This window comes from Rhizobium sp. AN73 (assembly GCF_030757975.1).
Classification (GTDB): Bacteria; Pseudomonadota; Alphaproteobacteria; order Rhizobiales; family Rhizobiaceae; genus Agrobacterium; species Agrobacterium arsenijevicii.
Genome location: NZ_JARWME010000002.1, coordinates 851,481 through 873,456, shown reverse-complemented (window position 1 = coordinate 873,456; position 21,976 = coordinate 851,481). Strand labels below are relative to the sequence as shown.

15 protein-coding genes, 1 tRNA gene and 1 pseudogene are annotated in these 21,976 nt (G+C 58.5%); 8 read left to right on the top strand and 9 right to left on the bottom strand.

The genetic code is table 11. From position 1 onward, the window contains the following. Positions 1–258: 258 nt before the first annotated feature. The 6 genes and pseudogenes from RBH10_RS14275 to RBH10_RS14250 form a co-directional block, all read right to left on the bottom strand. Positions 259–3,101, bottom strand: a pseudogene (locus RBH10_RS14275) (valine--tRNA ligase). Positions 3,102–3,296: 195 nt separating this feature from the next. Further along, entirely contained in the window at positions 3,297–4,265 is a 969-nt protein-coding gene (gene popZ / locus RBH10_RS14270; protein ID WP_281036770.1) for a cell division protein PopZ, read from the bottom strand. Positions 4,266–4,679: 414 nt separating this feature from the next. After that, a complete protein-coding gene (locus RBH10_RS14265) occupies positions 4,680–5,351 on the bottom strand; it encodes a protein-L-isoaspartate O-methyltransferase (RefSeq protein WP_281036771.1) in 672 nt (223 codons plus the stop codon). Between the two features lie 328 nt (positions 5,352–5,679). Then, a complete protein-coding gene (locus tag RBH10_RS14260) occupies positions 5,680–5,820 on the bottom strand; it encodes a hypothetical protein (RefSeq protein ID WP_281036772.1) in 141 nt (46 codons plus the stop codon). 466 nt (positions 5,821–6,286) lie between these two features. After that, positions 6,287–6,360: transfer RNA gene (locus RBH10_RS14255), tRNA-Cys, on the bottom strand. Positions 6,361–6,600: 240 nt separating this feature from the next. Continuing rightward, on the bottom strand, positions 6,601–6,753 hold the full coding sequence (locus tag RBH10_RS14250; RefSeq protein WP_071242736.1) for a DUF3309 family protein: 153 nt from the start codon (positions 6,751–6,753) through the stop codon (positions 6,601–6,603). Between the two features lie 755 nt (positions 6,754–7,508). Between RBH10_RS14250 and RBH10_RS14245 the strand changes: the two genes are divergently transcribed. Both RBH10_RS14245 and RBH10_RS14240 read left to right on the top strand, forming a co-directional pair. After that, the gene (locus tag RBH10_RS14245) at positions 7,509–7,802 is read left to right on the top strand and encodes a hypothetical protein (protein ID WP_281036773.1); all 294 of its coding nucleotides are present in this window, start codon (positions 7,509–7,511) and stop codon (positions 7,800–7,802) included. An 83-nt stretch (positions 7,803–7,885) separates the two neighbouring features. Continuing rightward, entirely contained in the window at positions 7,886–8,131 is a 246-nt protein-coding gene (locus tag RBH10_RS14240) for a DUF982 domain-containing protein (RefSeq protein WP_003515635.1), read from the top strand. A gap of 506 nt (positions 8,132–8,637) precedes the next feature. Here RBH10_RS14240 and wrbA read toward each other — a convergent pair. Continuing rightward, a complete protein-coding gene (gene wrbA, locus RBH10_RS14235) occupies positions 8,638–9,237 on the bottom strand; it encodes an NAD(P)H:quinone oxidoreductase type IV (RefSeq protein WP_045017442.1) in 600 nt (199 codons plus the stop codon). A gap of 277 nt (positions 9,238–9,514) precedes the next feature. Between wrbA and RBH10_RS14230 the strand changes: the two genes are divergently transcribed. The 5 genes from RBH10_RS14230 (at position 9,515) to RBH10_RS14210 (ending at position 17,852) form a co-directional block, all read left to right on the top strand. Continuing rightward, positions 9,515–10,306, top strand: coding sequence for a competence/damage-inducible protein A (locus RBH10_RS14230; RefSeq protein ID WP_281036774.1), 792 nt, complete (start codon positions 9,515–9,517; stop codon positions 10,304–10,306). 89 nt (positions 10,307–10,395) lie between these two features. Further along, on the top strand, positions 10,396–11,241 hold the full coding sequence (locus tag RBH10_RS14225) for a universal stress protein (RefSeq protein WP_045017350.1): 846 nt from the start codon (positions 10,396–10,398) through the stop codon (positions 11,239–11,241). A gap of 113 nt (positions 11,242–11,354) precedes the next feature. Then, positions 11,355–11,852, top strand: a complete 498-nt coding sequence (gpt, locus tag RBH10_RS14220; RefSeq protein ID WP_045017440.1) for a xanthine phosphoribosyltransferase — start codon at positions 11,355–11,357, stop codon at positions 11,850–11,852. A gap of 678 nt (positions 11,853–12,530) precedes the next feature. Beyond that, positions 12,531–16,349 (top strand): vitamin B12-dependent ribonucleotide reductase, encoded by a 3,819-nt coding sequence (locus RBH10_RS14215; protein WP_281036775.1) that lies wholly within the window; start codon positions 12,531–12,533, stop codon positions 16,347–16,349. A 252-nt stretch (positions 16,350–16,601) separates the two neighbouring features. Beyond that, a complete protein-coding gene (locus RBH10_RS14210; RefSeq protein ID WP_281036776.1) occupies positions 16,602–17,852 on the top strand; it encodes a nucleotidyltransferase in 1,251 nt (416 codons plus the stop codon). 334 nt (positions 17,853–18,186) lie between these two features. Here RBH10_RS14210 and RBH10_RS14205 read toward each other — a convergent pair whose 3' ends face one another. Further along, on the bottom strand, positions 18,187–19,512 hold the full coding sequence (locus RBH10_RS14205) for an Nramp family divalent metal transporter (protein WP_281036777.1): 1,326 nt from the start codon (positions 19,510–19,512) through the stop codon (positions 18,187–18,189). 397 nt (positions 19,513–19,909) lie between these two features. Between RBH10_RS14205 and RBH10_RS14200 the strand changes: the two genes are divergently transcribed. After that, entirely contained in the window at positions 19,910–20,137 is a 228-nt protein-coding gene (locus tag RBH10_RS14200) for a hypothetical protein (RefSeq protein WP_281036778.1), read from the top strand. 26 nt (positions 20,138–20,163) lie between these two features. On the opposite strand, the gene RBH10_RS14195 is transcribed toward RBH10_RS14200, so the two are convergent. Next, positions 20,164–21,897, bottom strand: coding sequence for an ABC transporter ATP-binding protein (locus RBH10_RS14195; protein ID WP_281036779.1), 1,734 nt, complete (start codon positions 21,895–21,897; stop codon positions 20,164–20,166). Positions 21,898–21,976 lie beyond the last annotated feature (79 nt).

Genomic DNA, 21,976 nt, shown 5'->3' with positions numbered 1-21,976 from the left:
AACTCCCAACTCGAACCGGAAATGTCGCCAAATAACCACAGCTGGACGTTTCCGAAGAAAACCGCTTATCAGGCCGTTTTTATTGGTTTTTTTTCGTCTCCCTCGGCGGATCTGTCCGGTTCATCACTGAAATAATCCCGCTGTCATGCAGCGCATGATTCGCCGTTGCAACGCAGCAATAAACAGCGACAGACCTGACAAAGCGCAAAACGCCCCGTTTCTCACGGGGCGTTCTGATCTCACATGGAACCGGGAAACTTATCCCGCTTCGCTGACCCGCTGCAGGGCGGTTCGAAGGCTTGCCAGCTGAACCTCCAGTTCCGCCTTGCGCTCGCGCTCGGCCGCCACAACCTCAGGATCGGCATTGGCCACGAATTTTTCGTTCGACAGCTTCTTGTCGATGCGCTCCATTTCCGCATCCACCTTGCCGATCGCCTTTTCGAGGCGGGCATTTTCGGCCGAAAGATCGATGAGCTTGCCGAGCGGCAGGCACACGGTCGCCTCACCGACGATGATCTGTGCGGAGCCCTTCGGCGCTACATCGGCGGCGCGGATTTCGTCGGCGCGCGCCAGACGCTGGATGGCAGCGGCATGGCGGTCGAGCCGCGCTTCGGTGGAGGTGTTGGCACCAACGACCACCAGCGAGGCGATGGCACCCGGCGGCACGTTCATCTCGGCGCGCGTCGAGCGGATGCCCGTGACGAGATCGATCAGCCAGTTGATTTCCGCAGCCGACGCATCGTCGCGGAATTCCGGCGTCGGCCAGTCGGTGTGGCACAGCAGATCGTCACGCTCCACGCCCTCACCGACCGTATGCGCCCACAGCTCTTCCGTCATGAACGGCATGAACGGATGCAGCAGCTTGTAGATCTCGTCCAGAACATAGGCCGCGCAGGCCTGCGATTCCGCCTTCGCCGCCTCATCCTCGCCGCTGAAGACGGGCTTGAGCAGCTCCAGATACCAGTCGCAGAACTGGTTCCAGACGAAGCGGTAGAGCGTGCCCGCCGCATCGTTGAAACGGAAGTTCTCGATAGCCGCCGTCGCATCCCGCGTCGTGTTGGCAAGTTCGGTCAGGATCCAGCGGTTGATCGTCAGCGACGCGGTTTCCGGCAGGAAATGCGGATCGCGCTTCACACCGTTCATTTCGGCAAAACGCGTGGCGTTCCAGAGCTTCGTACCGAAGTTGCGATAACCGGCGATACGCGCCGGATCGAGCTTCACGTCACGGCCCTGCGCCGCCATGATGGCAAGCGTGAAGCGCAGCGCATCCGCACCGTATTCGTCGATCAGTTCCAGCGGGTCGATGACGTTGCCCTTGGACTTCGACATCTTCTGGCCGTTCTTGTCGCGAACCAGCGCATGGATGTAGACGGTGCTGAACGGCTCGACCGGATTGCCGGCGTCGTCCTTCATGAAATGCAGACCCATCTGCATCATGCGGACAACCCAGAACGGGATGATATCGAAACCGGTGACGAGGACGTTGGTCGGATAATACCGCGCCAGTTCCGGCGTCTTTTCCGGCCAGCCGAGCGTCGAGAACGGCCAGAGCGCCGACGAGAACCAGGTATCGAGAACGTCTTCGTCGCGCGTCAGGATTTCGCCCGGCTTGAAATTCTCCAGCTTCTCCTCGACCCAGGCCTTCCACGGACCTTCATGGGCAATGTAATGCTGGATAGCGGCCTGAAGCGCCTCTTCCTCGGTCTTTTCGACAAAGACCTGCCCATCCGGGCCATACCATGCCGGAATCTGGTGTCCCCACCACAATTGCCGCGAGATACACCAGGGCTGGATGTTTTCCATCCACTGGAAGTAAGTGTTTTCCCAGTTCTTCGGCACGAAATTGGTGCGGCCTTCGCGAACCGAGGCAATTGCCGGCTGGGCCAGCGTCTTGTTGTCCACCCACCACTGATCGGTGAGCCGCGGCTCGATCGGCACGCCGCCACGGTCTCCATGCGGCACTACGTGCTTGTGCGGCTCGATCTTGTCGAGCAGGCCGGCTTCCTCGAAGATTTCGACGATGACCTTGCGGGCGAAGAAGCGATCCTGCCCTTCCAGACGATCCCATGCGCCGTGCAGCGCTGCCGGGTGATTGAGACCCTCGAGGAAATCCTCATTCTCCTTGATGGAGATCGTGCCATCGATATTCATGACGTTGATGGCACGCAGGCCGCAACGCTTGCCGACTTCGAAATCGTTGAAGTCATGCGCGGGCGTGATCTTGACCGCACCCGTTCCGGCCGTCGGATCGGCGTAGTCGTCGGCAACGATCGGGATCTTGCGGCCAACGATCGGCAGGATGACGTGCTTGCCGATGATACCCTTGTAGCGCTCGTCTTCCGGGTTCACCGCAACGCCGGTATCACCGAGCATGGTTTCAGGCCGTGTCGTGGCGACGACGATATAATCGCGCGTTTCAAATTCGGTGGGCGTACCGTCGACATCGAAGGCGACGGGATACTCATAGGTCACACCCTTTTCCAGCGGATAACGGAAGTGCCAGAGGTTGCCCTTTACTTCCAGCTGTTCGACTTCCATGTCGGAAATCGCAGTCTGCAGCTTCGGGTCCCAGTTGACGAGGCGCTTGGCCTTGTAGATCAGGTTCTGCTTGTAAAGGGTAACGAAGACCTCGAGAACGGCCTCGGACAGCCCTTCATCCATGGTGAAGCGCTCACGCGACCAGTCACAGGACGCGCCAAGACGTTTCAGCTGGTTGAAGATCAGACCGCCGGATTCGGCTTTCCATTCCCAGACCTTCTCCACGAAAGCCTCACGGCCCATCTCGCGACGACCCGGAAGCTGCTGTTCCATCAGCTTGCGCTCCACGACCATCTGCGTGGCGATGCCCGCATGGTCCATGCCCGGCTGCCACAGCACGTCCTTGCCGCGCATGCGCTCAAAGCGGACCAATATGTCTTGAAGCGTGTTGTTGAGCGCATGGCCCATATGCAGGGAGCCCGTCACATTCGGCGGCGGGATGACGATGGTGAAGCTTTCCGCGCCCGGCTTGGCGTTGGCGCCGGCACGAAAAGCGTTCGCCTCGTCCCAGGCTTTGGCGATCTTCGGTTCGACGGATGCGGATCGTAGGTCTTTTCGAGCATTTCCTGACCTGAATTTTAGAGTTCTTGTGTGGATTTTTTTAAATAAGGATGGATGGTCGAGAGTCAACAGAAACCGACCCTTCAGCGACTATGACCCCATAGCGCCTTCATCTTCAACAAAAAAGCCGCCCCGGTGCCGGAGCGGCCTCTGTTTCATCGCATCCTGCACAACGCAGGATGCAGCCGGACCAAGACCTAGCGGCGCGAGCCGCGCGCCACGCGTTCGATTTCCTCACGCACGAGACGTTCCACCAGGGTCGGCAAATTGTCTTCCAGCCAGTCCTGCAGCATCGGACGCAGCATTTCGGCGGCCATATCCTCGACAGAGCGCCGCTCGACGCCATCGAAGATTTCCGCAAGCTCGCTGAAGGAACGGGCGATCTGCGCACCGGCGGCAGCGGAAATAAGATTGAGCGACAAACCGCCCTCCTCTTCCGCCTTCGGTTCAGTCAGATCGAATTTGGGTGCCTCGAAGACAGGTTCCTGCACTGCGACTTCGTAGCGTTCCTCGGCGACCGGCGTTTCGATGGCGCCGCGCAGCGTAAGCTGATCGAAGCGGCTGTCGGCAAAGGCCGCGCTTTCAACGGCAGCAGCAGCGGCGCGGTCCTCGGCAACGAAGGGCGCCGGCTGTTCGACGACACTTGCGGCGGCAGCAGCCAGCAGCGGCCGCACATCCGTCGGGCGCTGCGGCGCGGCGCGTTCAACCTGCTGTGCGGCCGAAGGCTGCGCTACACTTGGGGAATGAGCGGCGGGGGCTGCTTGCGCGGACTCACGCTGAGCCTGCGCGGCAAATGCCTGCGGCCCCATGGCGGCGTTGCGGTCGGCAGCGGCGCGGACGCGCGCGGCGACATCGGCCAGCGACATGCTCTTCTCGGCAGAGATTTCCTGCTGTTCAGGCGTCAGCTTTTCGGAAGCGGCGGAAAAATCCTGCGCCGGCCGTGCGCCAAACGCCTGATTTGCTGCGGGGGGAACGCGTGCCGGCGGGCTGGTGGCCTCCGTCACGAAGGACGCTTCGCCTGCGCCATCGTCTTCATCGTCATAGACCGGCGGCAACTGCCCGGAAAACGCGCCAGTAGGCCCGGTCTCGTTGCTTTCGATGATCCGGCGTATGGACGCCAGAATTTCTTCCATGGACGGTTCACGCGCTACGCTTGGCTGAGCCATATCAATCCCCGGTTTCCACTCTCGAGCGCCCGGCCGCATCACCTCGGATGCCGGAAAGAGCGCTTTGCACCTGTTCAATTCCTACATCGCGTTTGCGACAACCGCACCCGATCGCCGCCCCGATGCTCTGAAACATGTCAGGTCAAAACCGCCGAGCGTCTTTGCCATCCCTGTCGCAGGCTCATGCGGGGCAGAAATACGCACACCCCGAATCACCCTTAGTCTAGGGCAGCATAGTCCGGAACTAAATCACTGATTCGACAAGTTTCGCGGTGATGCACAGCTTTGTGAAAACGGCCTCTTCTGGGCAACGCGACGGATGGCGCAGGGCCCTCGACGGGCCATCCGCAAAAAACAAACGCCGGAGCGGAAAATCCGCCCCGGCGTCAAAAACACGGTGATCGTTTTAAGGGATCAGAAAACGAATTCGACCGCCTTGGCAAAACCAGGCAAAGGCTTGATCGAAGCGTTGAAAGAGGTCACAGCCGATGTGCTGTTACCATCGCGGCGATAGACGGTGGCCTTTGCGGCATTACCGTAACCAACGACGACAACCAGACGTCCGCCGTCGCGCAGCTGATCGGTCAGTGCCGCCGGCACTTCCTCGGCCGAACCGTTGACGAAAACGAGGTCATAGGGCGCTTCGCCCGCATAACCCTTTTCGAGATCGCCGGTGACGACAGCGACGTTGTCATATCCGAGCGAGACCAGCGTCTCGGTTGCCTCGGCCGCCAGCGTCTCGTCACATTCGAGCGAAACCACCGAACCGGCGAGCTGCGAGAGGATGGCAGCCGCATAACCGGCACCGCCGCCCACTTCCAGCACCACGTCTTCCTTGGTCACCGCCGCAAGCTGCAAAAGCTTCGCCAGCGGCGAGGCCTTCATGACATAACGGGCCGGACGGCCGTCGCGGGCGGGACAGATCTGCAAATCCTCGTCCACATAGGCAATCTGCCGCACGCCTGCCGGCACGAAAGCTTCGCGCGGCACGCTCAAAAACGCCTTCAGCACCGAATGCGACGTCACGTCGGTCGTGCGCAACTGGCTGTCGACCATATTGGCGCGTGCGGTTTCGAAATCCATCATATCGTTATCGCCTCAATTTCGCGGATGCCGGTCGGGAAGCCTCGGCTCCAAAAGCCCAAAACGGCACGGGTCTCCCCTTACCTTTAAACAATCTCATAATTGCCCAAGCCTGCGCTTTCAAGCGTGGTGAACGGCAAGTGCTGGAAAAAGCGAAATGGCAGGGATTTTTTAGAACAACAAGAACGTGAATGACCGCAATAAGGCGCGCCATGGTCAAGACGACAGGTTCTGTTGGTGAGATTTTTGGAGGCTTCGCCCGGAAGCTCGAAAAATCGGCTTTTATATCGGCCGACAAATCTGACGCGACAAGGGTGTGTTCAGCGGGCGCTTATGGTCCGCTGGTTTCCTTGTCCTTCTTCGCTTGATCGTGATGCCACTTGATGGCGAAGAACATGCCCGTGCCCAACACGAGAACCTTGAGCGGAAAGACCACTATAGGGAACCAATCGACCCAATCCCAATCCATCATTTTGAATATTTCCAGGCTGTTACTTGACACTATCGATCGTAACGAGCGCTACCCCAAAACTGCTGCTTCAACAACTTCAATCGATGCCCTCACGCAGGGTCTTTTTGACGCAGCCCCAACCGGCCGCCGGCGTTCATTCCGGTATTCTCGCCAATCGAAAAGCTTGCTCTCTCCGGCGAAAACCGTATCTGCATCTCGCTCGAAATGGTATGATGTTGTCTGCTCGAAACCCTGATCCGACAAGGACAACCGCCAATTCGCGGGCATGCCTTTGAACAGGCGCGATGTCGCAAATCTTGAAGTTCTCGAGGGATCGGAAGAAGGATGTTGCGTTTGCCGCAAACGAGCGCCTGAATGGGCTGCGCCACTCCGGCCGGAAATCTTGCGGAACGGTTCAGGCCCAGATTGCCACACTCATATAATAATGAAGGTATTTCAAATACTTGCTCCCGGTGAAGAAGCTTATTGGAGGCCTCGCCCGGAATTGAACCGGGGTACAAGGATTTGCAGTCCTCTGCGTCACCACTCCGCCACGAGGCCTCACACGCTCATCAATTCGAGCGATGGCGGGCATTTAGAACGAATCCATTATGGGCGCAAGAGGGTTCGTTCCGAATGTGCTGTTTTTTCCGGCTGGTTGGACGCGGCGCAATTGCCCATCCTCTAAGCCATTCGGATTCCGTCATTTTTTGTATCTCACTCATATTTCAGAAGAAACAATGCCCGCATTCGGCGCTTTTGCGCCGGTGCGGGCATCACGGCAGCTCAAATACCGATCGGTCAGATGCGACCAAGCAGGAACAGGACGAGGACGATGACCAGAACCAGGCCGAGACCGCCCGAGGGGCCATAGCCGTAATTGTGGTAACCCCAGCTTGGCAGCGCGCCGATCAGGAACAGAATGAGCAGGATAACGAGGATAGTGCCGAGCATGTTGAGCCCTCCGGTAATAATATGCGTCCCGCCTGTTTTAATGACGGAACGCGCAGAAGGTTCCCGTTTCCTCTGCACGCGGTGGCATGGGGAGGAAAAGCCATCTCCTTCTGATTCAACGGGTTAAACATCGTTTGCGGACAGGAGGCGGGTCGCACTCGCCTCTGGTGGCAAAAAAACGACGCTTTATTTGCCGGATAATTATATTGCCGCGTCGGACCGATGGCGGCGTCCGGGTGCGACCCACTCTGAGGACTTCCCCCATGGTCGACCATAGTAGCGATTTATTCGAGGTGATTTCTCGGTCTATGTATATAGGCGGTCGTTCGTCATACTAAATCAAGTCACCCGTTCCCTGAAACTGGCGGGGGACTGGGAGACCTGGTATCACTGGCAGTGCGCCAGGTCTCACCTGTTGCCTTCTCCCCCGGCAATTTCTCCGTGGCAGGCGCACCGTTCCTCACACAGGCACACGGACATTTTACCCGCGACGCTGCAAGCCGCGCTTGCCTTGCCTCTTTCTCTTCGGTTAGACCCCGAACCGGGAGGGAGAAACGAGAATCATATGTCTGGTTTTGCGAACCTCATCCCGCTTTTCATCTTCGGCCTCGTCGTCTACGCTTTCTTTCGCTGGGTCGCGCGCGACACTCAAAATCCGAGGCGCAAATAATCGGGGCGAATACTTCTGTCCTCTTTGCCTGCCGGGAACCGTTGCGCCTCCATATCGTTTTCGTAGACGCACTTCGGAGGACAGGATGAAAACGCTCGTATCATCGGCCACTATCACGCTCACCCTTATGCTTGCCGGATGCACGGCCGTCGCCGTCGGCCCGGCTCCTTATGTCGAACCAATCCCCGGCAGCATCATCTATAATGGCCAACCGCGTACCAAGCTGACGAAATCGCCGATCGGCAGCACCTTTACGCATGACTTCCGCATCGACGGCAGCACACGGGCGGTGGAAACCTACCGCATCGCGCCCGACCGCTCGCTGCAACTCATCGACCGGCGCATCATTCGCGAGTGGCTGTTCGGGCGCGACGACTGACCGCACCGCAACCGGAGCTAACGGGATTGCGCATCCTGCCAGCTTGGTTTAGAGCCGGGCACGACAACCAATACGGATAAGCGATGAACACGCGCTGGCAAAAACCCGTCCTGATCGCGTTCGAAACGCCGGGCGACTATACGAGCATCGAGACCACGCAGGCGGCGTCCTGGGCCATGATCGAGGATTGGCCGATAGAGGATGGCGATGCGCTGGACGCGGCGCTGCTGGTCTGTGCCGCCGTCGATGCCGGCAGGAAAAAGCCGGAAGATGCGCGCAAGGCCTTCATCGCCGCCGCAATCGAGGCTGGCCTCGACATCAAGGCCTGATGACATAAGGCCATCGGCCGGAAAATGCGCCCTGTCGCGCGAAAACGTCAAGACAACGGGTTCGAAGGGTTAAAACAGATGGAAGCTTCCGCAAACATGAAAAAAGCCCTGTTCATTTTCCTGCTCTCCTGCCTCGCCATCGGCCTACTCGGCCACCTCGTGGTCGCCTTCGTCGTCACCGGCTGAAACGCCAACATCCCCTCCGTCATAAGGCGGAGAGGTGCGCATTAAAATTTCCTAAATTTTACTATTCTGTTATGGAACCGCGATAAGCTCTGTCCGTTCTCTTTTCGCCCAACATGAGGAGGATTGGAATGCGTGACGGATTGAACGGTTTTCTCGAAATTTCGATGCTCGGCTTCGTGATCGCAAGCTGCTTTTTCATGGTCAACCCGCCGATCTGACCAGCCTTAAAAATCCTCTCCACACCGGTCCGGCACCTCAAAATGCCGGCGTAAAGAAAATGCGGCCTTTTGGGCCGCATTTCTTTTTCAATCAACCTTGGCTCAAGCGGAAAGCTTGGCGGCCAGCTTGGCGACATGCGCGCCCTGATAGCGTGCAGCTTCCAGTTCGATAGCGGAAGGCTGGCGCGATCCGTCACCATCGGTGATGGTGGAGGCGCCATAGGGCGAGCCGCCCTTGATTTCATCAACACCCATCTGGCCCTGGAAGGCATAGGGCAGACCGACAACGGCCATGCCGTGGTGCAGGAAGGTGGGAATGAAACCGAGGATGGTCGATTCCTGACCGCCATGCTGCGTGGCCGACGAGGTGAAAGCCGAGCCGACCTTGCCGACCAGCTTGCCGCCGAACCACAGACCGCCGGTCTGGTCCCAGAAATTGCGCATCTGCGAGGCGACCGTGCCGAAACGCGTGCCGGCGCCGACGATGATGGCGTCGTAGTCAGCCAGTTCGTCAACGGTTGCGATCGGCGCTGCCTGATCCATCTTGAAATGCGAGGACTTGGCGACTTCTTCCGGCACCAGTTCCGGAACGCGCTTGACGACGACTTCCGCGCCCGTCGACTTCACGCCTTCCGCGACGGCGTAAGCCATCGTCTCGATGTGACCGTAAGAAGAATAATAGAGTACCAAAACTTTCGTCATTCTCTTTGTTTCCTTTGTTGGAACTGTTTCCGGCGTGCCGGCTAGAAGCTTCTTCAAAAACTCGATGATCATCGGCGTTGACCCGTCAAATGTGTGTGATGGGAAGGTAACCGAGAGGCCGGCCCCACGCCAGCGGCCTATCCGCATACGCACTGTTCGCAATCAGTGAACGAAAAGCTGGAACGTCAACCATTTACAAAAAGACATTTTTCCAAAACCGCTTTGCATTCACCGGGCGGGGGACTAACGTCGGTCAAAACAGCTGACGAGTACCTCCATGTCCAATCCCTCCCCCACCGCCTCCATCGTTACCGCCGCCATGCTCGCCATCGGCGACGAATTGCTGTCGGGGCGCACCAAGGACAAGAATATCGGGCATCTCGCCGATGTGCTCACCATGTCCGGAATAGACCTGAAGGAAGTGCGCATCGTTGCCGATGAGGAGGATGCGATCGTCGAGGCGCTGAACGCGCTGCGCGCCCGTTATGATTATGTGTTCACTTCCGGCGGCATCGGCCCCACCCATGACGATATTACCGCGGATGCGGTCTCGGCGGCATTCGGCCTGCCCTGCGAGCACGATGCCGAGGCGTTGCGCATTCTGGGCGACATGTATCGTGTGCGTGAGATGGAATTCACCGAAGCCCGCAAGCGCATGGCCCGCATGCCAAGAGGCGCCACGCACATCGTCAATCCCGTTTCCGTTGCCCCCGGCTTCGTCATCGGCAATGTCTATGTCATGGCCGGCGTTCCGCAGGTGTTTCAGGCGATGCTCGACAATGTCATGCCGACGCTGCGCACCGGCGCGAAGGTCATGTCGCAGGCGGTGCGCTCGCCCTATGGCGAAGGCGACATCGGCACGCCGCTGACCGCCATCCAGAGGGCGCATCCCGAAACCAGCATCGGTTCCTACCCAAAATATGACGGGCAGCGTTTTTCAACTGAGATCGTCGTGCGTGCCCGTGACGCCACCGTCCTGAAAGCGGCCGCGGATGCGGTGGCGACGATGATCGAAACCATCGGCCAGGAAAAAAGACTGGCGGCCAGCAAAGGCGATGCAACCGCCTGAGGTGGAAACGGGTTGACCAAGATCAAGGTGGCCCCCGGCAAAGGGAGCCACCCTCCCCACAGAAACGACGTGTCACTGAGGAGCGAAAAATGGGTTACAAAACGATACTGGCAGTGATCGACAATGTGGCGAACACGCAAAAGCTCGGCGATTTCGTGGTAAGCCTTGCCGACCAGTTTTCCTCGCATGTCATTGGCCTGCATATGGAAACGCTGGCCGCCGTTCCGCTGGTCGCCCCGATGGAAATTCCCGACCCCGCCACCGTCCAGGTGCTTCAGGACGTGGCGCACAAGGAAACCACTGATGTTGGAAACCTTTTCGAACACACGCTGTCTGCCAACGGCATCTCGCATGAGTGGCGCAGCTTCGTAACCTCGGTGGGTTACGCCTCGTCATCGGCGATCGACAGCGCGCGCTGCACCGATCTCATCGTCGCCCGCCAGAGCAATTCCTCCGCACTTTCCGACAGCCGCTCGGATATCGACGGTTTTCTCTATGAAAGCGGCCGCCCCGTTCTCCTCGTCCCGCACGTGCTGACGGTTGCCAAACCGATCAAACGTGTGCTGATCGCCTGGAACGGCTCTCGCGAGGCGACGCGCGCCACCTTTGACGCCCTGCCTTTCCTGATTGCGGCCGACAGCGTCGAAATCTTCTCCTTCGATCAGGCAGAGAGCGAAACGCAATCCTCCGGCCTTGCCGGCGCAGAACTCGCCGCAACGCTTGCCCGCCATGGCGTCAACGTAACGGTCACATCGCAGGAAAAGATCGCCGGCGTTTCGCCGCAGGCGGCAATCGAAAACCGGCTGTCCGACCACAGCATCGACCTTCTTGTCATGGGTGCCTATGGCCATTCCCGCTGGTGGGAACTGTTGTTCGGCGGCGTGACGCGTACCCTGCTCGATTCCATGACGGCAATGACGCTGCTGTCGCGCTAAAGACCTGCAAAGGTGGATGAAACCGCAAGATCCTGCGCGGAAAGCTTGCCTTTTTGCAGGTCTTGCGGCTATTAGCCAAAGCCATCGACAATTTTGACCAGATGGTAGACGACATGTCCCTTCCCGATAAAGCCTTTCCCGTATCCTGGGATCAGTTTCACCGCGATGCCCGCGCGCTTGCATGGCGTCTTGCCGGTCTCGACAAAGAGTTCCGGGCGATCGTCTGTATCACCCGCGGCGGCCTCGTTCCGGCGGCGATCATTTCCCGCGAACTGAACATCCGCATGATCGATACGGTCTGCATCGCCACCCGCCACGATTACGTCAACCAGGGCGACACCGTTCTCCTGAAGGGCGTGGCGCCGGAGCTGATGGCTGATAGCGGCGAAGGCGTGCTCGTCGTCGACGATCTGACCGACACCGGCAAGACGGCGCTGGAAGTGCGCGAAATGTTGCCGAAGGCGCATTTCGCCTGCGTTTACGCCAAGCCGAAGGGCGTTCCGACCATCGACACCTTCGTCACCGAGGTCAGCCAGGACACCTGGATCTATTTTCCGTGGGACATGGGCTTCACCTATCAGGAGCCGATCGCCAAGGGATCGCGCGGCTGATTGCTCGCCGCCGCCAAAAAACAAGCCTGAAAAGCCGTCCCTTAGGGGCGGCTTTTTTGTGTGGAATCGCTTTTTTGACAACGGCAAAAAAACACGGAAAAACCGCAGTGTCGCCTTTATGCCTCACCCCGGAAATGCTGGGTTTTTGCTTTCCGTTGCGGAAACCAGCCTCGCACAAGCTTCAAAGTTCCGCGCCAAGTCACTGATTTTTTTGAACGCTTTTGCTATCCCCGTTTTCCACAGGCACTGCACACAATATCTTGTGGTTAAAAAACGGTTTCAATCTATGTCTTGACGAATCTATGCCGCGGGAGGAAAGTGACAGTTATGTTGCGGCGGCAACGGACCGGAAAGTAACGAGGCCGGTTCCTTTCAATCTCAGTTCGCAAGTCCAGAAGGGGCGTCCCGACCATCAGGGGGCGGTTCGCCGTTGGATTTTGCGTGCCTTGCGGATACCGCCAAAAACATGACGCGGGGACTGGCGGCAGGAAGCTGTTGATACTATATTTAGTATTCCACACTATGCTTGCAGCCGAATAAGCCACGAGATACAGGGATCACATCCAAGGATGAACATCCCTTACAGAACGGCAACAACCGGCTGCGCGCAAAGTTCGCACGGCTGGACCGGATTTTTGCGCCCTTCACCGGGCGCCCAATGGACGAGGACAGGAAACCATGCGCATTGAACGCCGCTTCACGAAGCCCGGCCAATCGCCTTATGCGGAAATCGACTTCCGCAAGGCCGTCAGTGAAATCAAGAACCCGGATGGTTCCATCGTGTTCCGTCTGGCGGATATCGACGTTCCCGCGCAGTTCAGCCAGGTTGCGACCGACGTTCTGGCGCAGAAATATTTCCGCAAGGCCGGCGTGCCGAAGGTGCTTAAGAAGGTTGAGGAAAACGACGTTCCTTCCTTCCTGTGGCGTTCGGTTGCCGATGAGAAGGCCCTGAAAGAGCTGCCGGAAGCCGAGCGTTACGGCTCTGAAACTGATGCGCGTCAGGTTTTCGACCGTCTGGCCGGCACCTGGGCCTACTGGGGCTGGAAGGGCAAATATTTCTCCACCGAGGAAGATGCCCTCGCCTTCCGCGACGAGCTTGCCTACATGCTCGCCACCCAGCGCGTTGCCCCCAACAGCCCGCAATGGTTCAACACCGGCCTGCACTGGGCATACGGCATTGACGGCCCCGGTCAGGGCCACTTCTATGTCGACCCCTTCACCGGCAAGCTGACCAAGTCCAAATCCGCTTACGAACATCCGCAGCCGCATGCCTGCTTCATCCAGTCCGTCGAAGACGATCTGGTCAATGAAGGCGGCATCATGGACCTGTGGGTGCGTGAAGCACGCCTGTTCAAATACGGCTCCGGCACCGGCTCCAACTTCTCCTACCTGCGCGGCGAAGGCGAAAAGCTTTCCGGCGGCGGCAAGTCCTCCGGCCTGATGAGCTTCCTCAAGATCGGTGACCGCGCAGCCGGCGCCATCAAGTCCGGCGGCACGACTCGTCGGGCAGCGAAGATGGTCGTCGTTGACGCCGACCACCCAGATATCGAAGCCTATATCGACTGGAAGGTGAACGAGGAGCAGAAGGTTGCCGCGCTCGTCACCGGCTCCAAGATCGTTGCCAAGCACCTCAAGGCGATCATGAAGGCCTGCGTCAATTGCGAGGCCGATAACGGCGATTGCTTCGACCCGGCCAAGAACCCTGCCTTGAAGCGCGAAATCCGCGCTGCCAAGAAGGACATGGTGCCGGAAAACTACGTCAAGCGCGTCATCCAGTTCGCCGAGCAGGGTTACAAGGACATCCAGTTCAAGACCTACGACACGGATTGGGATTCCGAAGCCTATCTTACGGTATCGGGCCAGAACTCCAACAACTCCGTCTCGCTGAAGGATGATTTCCTGCGCGCCGTCGAGAACGACGGCGACTGGAACCTGACCGCCCGCAAGGACGGCAAGGTCATGAAGACGCTGAAGGCCCGCGACCTCTGGGAAAAGATTTCCCACGCCGCCTGGGCATCGGCCGATCCGGGCCTGCACTTCAACACCACCATGAACGACTGGCACACCTCGCCGGCCGAAGGCCCGATCCGCGCTTCGAACCCGTGCTCGGAATACATGTTCCTCGACGACACGGCCTGCAACCTTGCCTCGCTGAACCTGCTGCAGTTCAAGGATCAGGCAACGAAGCGCATCGACATCGCCGATTACGAACATGCCGTGCGCCTATGGACCGTCGTTCTCGAAGTGTCCGTCATGATGGCGCAGTTCCCCTCGCGCCAGATTGCCGAACGCTCCTACGAATACCGCACGCTCGGCCTCGGCTACGCCAATATCGGCGGCCTCTTGATGTCGTCGGGCATTCCCTATGACAGCGACGAAGGCCGCGCCATTGCCGGTGCGCTGACCGCCATCATGACCGGCGTTTCCTACGCCACCTCGGCTGAAATGGCTGGCGAGCTTGGCCCCTTCCCGGGCTTTGCGCCGAACCGCGACAACATGCTGCGCGTCATCCGCAACCATCGCCGTGCCGCCCATGGCCTTTCCTATGGTTATGAAGGCCTGTCGGTGAACCCGGTTGCCCTCATCCATTCCGATTGCACGGATCAGGACCTTATCGCCCACGCCACCGCCGCCTGGGACAAGGCGCTGGAGCTTGGCGAAAAGCACGGCTACCGCAACGCCCAGACCACCGTTATCGCGCCGACAGGCACGATCGGCCTCGTGATGGATTGCGACACGACCGGCATTGAACCCGACTTCGCACTGGTGAAGTTCAAGAAGCTCGCCGGCGGCGGTTACTTCAAGATCATCAACCGCGCCGTCCCGGATGCGCTGCGTTCACTCGGTTACTCCGAAAGCCAGATCGCCGAGATCGAAGCCTATGCGGTCGGCCACGGCAATCTCAATCAGGCGCCTGCCATCAACCCCTCCTCGCTGAAGGCCAAGGGCTTCACCGATGAGAAGATCGAGGCTGTCAACGCCGCGCTGAAAAGCGCCTTCGACATCAAGTTCGTCTTCAACCAGTGGACGCTCGGCGCTGATTTCCTCAAGGGCACCCTGAAGGTTTCCGACGAGCAGCTTTCCGACATCAGCTTCAACCTTCTCGACCATCTCGGTTTTGCGAAGAAGGACATCGAAGCGGCAAACGTGCATGTCTGCGGTGCGATGACGCTGGAAGGCGCTCCGTTCCTCAAGAACGAACACCTGCCGGTATTCGATTGCGCCAATCCCTGCGGCAAGATCGGCAAGCGTTATCTCTCGGTCGAATCCCACATCCGCATGATGGCGGCGGCACAGCCGTTCATCTCGGGCGCGATCTCCAAGACGATCAACATGCCGAACGATGCGACGGTTGAAGATTGCGGCGCAGCCTACATGCTGTCCTGGAAGCTGGCGCTAAAGGCCAACGCCCTTTACCGCGATGGTTCCAAGCTTTCCCAGCCGCTCAACGCTTCGCTGGTGGAAGACGAGGATGAAGAAGATCTGGTCGAAGAACTGATCCAGCAGCCGCTCGCCCAACAGGCCGTGACGATCACCGAAAAGATCGTCGAACGCGTCATCGAGCGGGTCTCGCGCGAGCGTGAAAAGCTGCCGAACCGCCGTCAGGGTTACACCCAGAAGGCAACGGTCGGCGGCCACAAGGTCTATCTGCGCACCGGTGAATTCGGCGATGGCCGCATCGGCGAAATCTTCATCGACATGCACAAGGAAGGTGCCGCCTTCCGTGCGATGATGAACAACTTCGCCATCGCCATTTCGCTCGGCCTGCAATATGGCGTGCCGCTGGAAGAATATGTGGAGGCCTTCACCTTCACCAAGTTCGAACCGGCCGGCATGGTGCAGGGCAACGACGCGATCAAGAACGCCACGTCGATCCTCGACTACGTGTTCCGTGAACTCGCCGTCTCCTATCTCGGCCGTCACGACCTCGCCCATGTCGATACGTCGGATTTCTCCAATACGGCACTCGGCAAGGGTATCCAGGAAGGCAAGACCAATCTGCTCTCCACCGGCTGGACACGCGGTTACAAGCCGACGCTGGTTTCCAGCAACGAAGGCGAACGCGCCGGTTCCGAGCCGAAGGGTTCGGCAACCGCAGCCCCCGCCCGCGCCTCGGCCAACGTCACCTCGTTTGCAGGCTCCGCCGCCCGCAAGCTGGAACCGACAGTCGCGATTTCCACCTCGGAAATCGTCTCCTTCAAGCGCGATTATGAAGAGCGCGCCAAGGAACTGGCGGAAGAGATTGCCGAAGAGGTAATCGACGACGTGGTTCAGGAAGCCAAGCAGACGGCCACCGCCCTCTTCTCCGACAAGGCCGCCGCCGACGCGGCATCGGCCAAGGCGGAAGCCAAGAAGAAGGAAAACGAACGCCGCATGCGCTCGATCGCACAGGGCTATACCGGCAACATGTGCTCGGAATGCCAGAACTTCACGATGGTGCGCAACGGCACCTGCGAGAAGTGCGATACTTGCGGTGCGACGAGTGGTTGCTCTTGAGAGCGCCATCCGAAGAGGAGTGGATGACCCCCACTGAAAAGTCATAAAGTGGGGGTCTGGAGTCAGAAAAGTACCAACTGCTGAGTCATAAAACGACAGCAGAATTTCAGATTTCACTCCACAACATTCAAAACAATAGGTTTTCCAGACACTTAGTTGTCTGGAAAATACACTACAGAACAAACAGTGAAACAAACGCTAGAGTTGGAACCAGGCTACCAAATTCACGCGTAACCATGAGGTCTCCCAGTCATGAACATGCATGTGAATTCCATTGAAGCATTCCTCGAAGCACTCCGGCAGGAACTCGAGGTTCCGGATCACCGCTACGAGCAGGCTGAGCGGAGTTACACCTCGCTTGGCGATTGGCTGCATCGGGCGTCGAGTACGGTTCGACAGTATGACCCCCAGGTCTATTGCCAAGGCTCTTTCCGTCTCGGGACCGCGATCCGCCCCCACACTGAAGCGGAAGAGTACGATGTAGACTCCGTTGTTGAACTGCGCTTGCTGACAAAACGCGATAAGACGCAGCACGAACTCAAGGTCATGCTCGGAGCCGAGATAAAGGCGTACCACGATGCCATGGGCATGCTGAAACCAGTTCGCGAGGGTAATCGCTGCTGGATCCTTGATTATGCCGAAGGTGCCCAGTTCCACATGGACATCGTTCCCGCGGTTCCGAATCCGAACGAGCAAATAAGCCTTCTGAATTCGATGTATCTCGATAGCCGGTGGGCATCTACGGCGATCTCGATCACGGACAGACGGGAGCCGAACTACAGGATTCTGACCGATGGCTGGCCGCGATCGAACCCGAAAGGCTATGCCAACTGGTTCGCGTCGAGGCAGGCTGAAGTATTCGAGCGCCGTCAGCGTGTAGCTCTCGACTCCCTCAGGAAGCAGGGGCTCGTAACAGCGAGCGTAGAGCGCCTTCCCGCGTTCAAGGTGAAAACTCCCCTGCAGTCGGCAATCATGATCCTTAAGAGACATCGCGACAATATGTTCGCGCGCGAACTAGATATGCGTCCGATCTCCGTGATCATCACCACGCTTGCGGCGCACGCCTACAACAACCAGGACACCATTACCGGAGCACTCTTCGCCGCTCTGAACGACATGGACAAGTTCATCGTTCAGCAACGCGGCATGTGGATCGTAGCCAACCCCACCGACGCCTTGGAGAACTTTGCCGACAAATGGAACCGCGATCCGAAGAAGAAGGCTGCGTTCGATGCTTGGTTACGCCAGGCAAGAACCGATTTCTACGCCGCAGCACAAGCTGGCACGTTCAAGGACATGGCCGACGCGCTCAACCCTCGCATGGGTTACGCGCTGTCGATGCGGGCAATGGATAGGCTTACCGGCGGTTCTCGTCTGTTGCGGGCCGCCACCGGAGCATCGGCGGCGGCTGCAGGCACGGTTGCGGCACTTCGCCATAATTTACACTCCAGAGTCGAAAAACTCGAAAACGCATCTTGTACTTATGAACATACCGTATGCTAAATCATAAAAAATAAACCATTACAACTAGTTAGCGTACAATGATAAGAGCTCGGAAATAGAATATTTTATGATTATATTTATTCGATACTAAATATTTAAAACCACAAATTGTGTTACCGGTCAACTCTTTGAATGTTCTCCGATTTCACCACCAAGGAAAACAAATATAATTTTAGAATTTCTGCGAATTGAATTCGGAATAAATCTCTGGCTGGCTGCATAGTGTGAATAATTGTTCTATTTTTGTTCCGAATACAACGCATCAGAGGCGCCGGACGCTTATGATCATGTACAGCGACCGTGCTTTAAAGAAGCGCGACCGCTCTTCTTTTCCTCACCCCACAAAGTCAAACAGCAATTTCACGTTCAGCGCGGCGATGACGATGGCGATAAACCATGCGAAGGCCGAGAGCCATCGCGGGGCGCACAGTTCGCCCATCTTGGCGCGGTCGGCGGTGAACATGACAAGCGGGAAGACGGCGAAGGACAGTTGCAGGCTTAAGACCACCTGCGTCAGGATCAGCAGTTGAGCCGTACCGCTGTCGCCGAAGGCGATGGTGACGCCCGCCGCCGGGATGATGGCGATGCCGCGGGTGATGAGGCGGCGCAGCCAGGGAGCAAGCCGCATCTTCAGGAAACCCTCCATCACGATCTGCCCCGCAAGCGTTGCCGTGACGGTGGAGTTGATGCCGCAGCACAAAAGCGCTACCCCGAACAGCGTCGGCGCAATGGCGAGACCGAGCAGCGGCGCGAGCAGGCTATGCGCTTCGCCCAGTTCGGCAACATTCGTCTGGCCCGTCCGGTTGAAGGTCGCCGCTGCGAGGATGAGGATCGCGGCGTTGATGACCAGAGCAAACGTCAGGGCGATGGTTGAATCGAGCGTCGCAAATTTGAGCGCCTCGCGTTTTTCGGCCAGCGTCTCGCCGATGGCGCGCGTCTGCACGATGCCGGAATGCAGATAGAGATTATGCGGCATCACCGTCGCACCCAGAATGCCGAGCGCCAGATAGAGCATTTCAGGATTGGTGACGATCTCCGTCGTCGGTGCAAAACCACGGATCACCTGGTTCCAATCAGGGTCTGCCAGCGCCAGCTGAATGGCAAAACAAACGGCGATCACGCCAAGAAGCGTGATAACCAGCGCTTCCACCCAGCGGAAGCCGAGCCTTTGCAGATAAAGGATCAGGAACACGTCCAGCGCGGTGATGAGGACGCCGAGTTCGAGCGGAATGCCGAAAATAAGGTTGAGGCCGATCGCCGTGCCGATAACCTCGGCGATATCTGTCGCGATGATTGCAATTTCGGCCAGCAGCCACAGCGCCATCGCCACGGGCTTCGGATAGGCATCACGGCAGGCCTGCGCCAGATCGCGGCCGGAAGCAATCGCCAGACGGGCACAGAGCGCCTGTAGAACAACAGCCATGATGTTCGATATCAGCGCGACCGTCAGCAGCGTGTACCCAAACTTGGAGCCGCCGGCGAGCGACGTCGCCCAGTTGCCCGGATCCATATAACCGACCGCGACGAGATATCCGGGTCCGAAAAACGCCATCGCCCGGCGAAACGTGCCGGCATTCGGGCTTATCTTGATCGAGCTGTGAACGTCGGACAGCGAGAGATCGTCGCCATTCCGCCGCCATCCAAAGACAGGCTTGTCCATTCTCTAAACTTTCAGCATGGGAGGTCGAGTTGATGCAATTGCAAATCATTCGCATAAAGGATGCGGACTGGCAAGCGGAGTCTCATGGCTGGATGGCGGCACCAGATGCCGCAGGAGAGCGTTCGGTTTGAATGCAACCCCGGCACAACACGTCATGATTTGGTGGCGTGAGACCCTCCCTCGTCATTCCGGCTCAAGGCCGGAATGACGGAAGCTGAAGGAGGCGGACAGCGGACAAGGCAGAGACTGCCGCACCCGGACCTGTAGGCAACGGGATCCCGCAGCCAATCAACCGCCCCCTCACGGCCTTGTCATCGCCCCTGCCCCATCATTGCGGAACAGCCCTGCGCATGCCTGCGTTTATCTTTCACGAAGCAACGATATTCCGGGGAAGCTCATGCGACACGGCAATAAATTCAGCCTGGCGAACCAGCCGAGCCGATGGCCGAAATATATCATGGCGCAGCGAAGGCCACGCGACTGGTTGATGACGATCAGCGGCATCGTTCTGCTATTCATCGTCGCCGCTGCGGTCGCCATGGGTTATCTCGTCACCAGCCATCCCGGCAAACCCGAGCCGAACAGCGGCATCATAGAGGAAAAAGCAGCGGAGAACTGGCTTTAAAGCGACGGCGCAAAACGCGCTGTCGTTTAACTCAGGCCCGGAAGATGCCCACTGAACTGCGCCTCGTGCAGGCGGCTGTAATGGCCCTTGGCGGCCAGAAGCTCAGCATGGGCGCCGGTTTCGGCAATGCCGGTCTGGTCCACCACCACGATACGCGAGGCATCACGGATCGTCGCCAGCCGGTGGGCGATGACGAGCGTGGTGCGGCCCCTGGCAAGCTCGGTCAGCGATTGCTGAATGGCCCTTTCGGTTTCCGTGTCCAGCGCCGAGGTCGCCTCATCGAGAATGAGGATCGGCGGGTTCTTGAGGAACATGCGGGCAATGGCAAGCCGCTGCTTTTGGCCGCCGGAAAGCTTCACGCCGCGCTCGCCGATCACGGTGTCTAGCCCCAGAGGCATCGCCTCGATGACGCCATCCAGCCGCGCACGCCGCGCCGCATCCATGATCTCCGTATCTGACGCGCCAAGCCGGCCATATTCGATATTCTCACGGATCGTGCCGCCGAACAGGAACACATCCTGCTGCACGATGCCGATCTGGTTACGCAGCGAAGCGAGCTTCATCTTGCGGATATCGATGCCGTCAATGGTGATGCAGCCACTGGTAACGTCGTAAAAACGCGGCAGCAGCGAGCAGAGCGTCGTCTTGCCCGCCCCCGAAGGTCCGACAAAGGCCACCGTCTCGCCAGCGCTGATCTTCAGGTCGATATTCTCGAGAACCCGTTTGCCCTCGGCATAACCGAAACCAACATGGCGATATTCGATATCGCCGCGAAGCAATGGCGCTTCCACCGCATCCGGCGCGTCGATGATATCGGGCGCGGTGTCCAAAAGCTCAGTGAAGCGGCGGAAACCGGCAATGCCCTTCGGATAGGTCTCGATGACCGAATTGATCTTTTCCACCGGGCGGAAAAACACGCCGACCAGAAGCAGGAAGCCGACAAAACCGCCCTCCGTCAGGCCGCCATGCAGCACAAACCAGGCGCCGCAGATCATCACGATCATCTGTGTCAGCCGCATGCTCATGTAGCTGAGCGAAGTGCTGGCCGCCATGATCTTGTAGGCATCCAGCTTCGTGCGGCGGTATTTCTGGTTGTCCTTCTCGAACAGCGCGCGCTCATGGTCCTCGTTGGCGAAAGCCTGCACTACCCGCATGCCGCCGACATTTTCCTCGATACGGGCGTTGAAATCACCGACACGACCGTAGAGTGCGCGAAAGTTCTGCGTCATGCGACCGCCGTAACGGCTCGTCACCCAGGCGGTGACAGGCACAACGGCGGCGGTGACGAGCGCCAGCGGCACATTGACCGAAAGCATCAAAAGGAATGCGCCGATGAAGGTCATGATGGCGATGAACAGGTCCTCGGGGCCGTGATGGGCCACCTCGCCGATCTCTTCCAGATCCTTCGTCAGCCGCCCGACCAGATGGCCGGTCTTCTGGTTGTCGAAATAACGGAAGGAAAGCTTCTGCAGATGGTCAAAGGCCAGACGCCGCATGTCGGTCTCGATATTGATGCCGAGCATATGTCCCCAGTAGGTGACGGTCGCCATCAACCCGGTATTCAGCACATAGATAACGAGTAGGCCGACGGACGCGGCAAGGATGATGCCCCACTCACCGCCCGGCAACAGCACGTCGACAAAGGCCTTCACCGCCATCGGGAAGCCGAGTTCGAGCACGCCCGACAGAACCGCGCAGGAAAAATCGAGAATGAACAGACCGCGATAGGGGCGGTAATAGGCGAAGAAACGGCGCAGCATGGCATGACCTGGAGATCGGACGCGGCAACCTTACGCCGCAATAAAAACGGAGTTCAATTGTCATATTTCAATGCGCGCG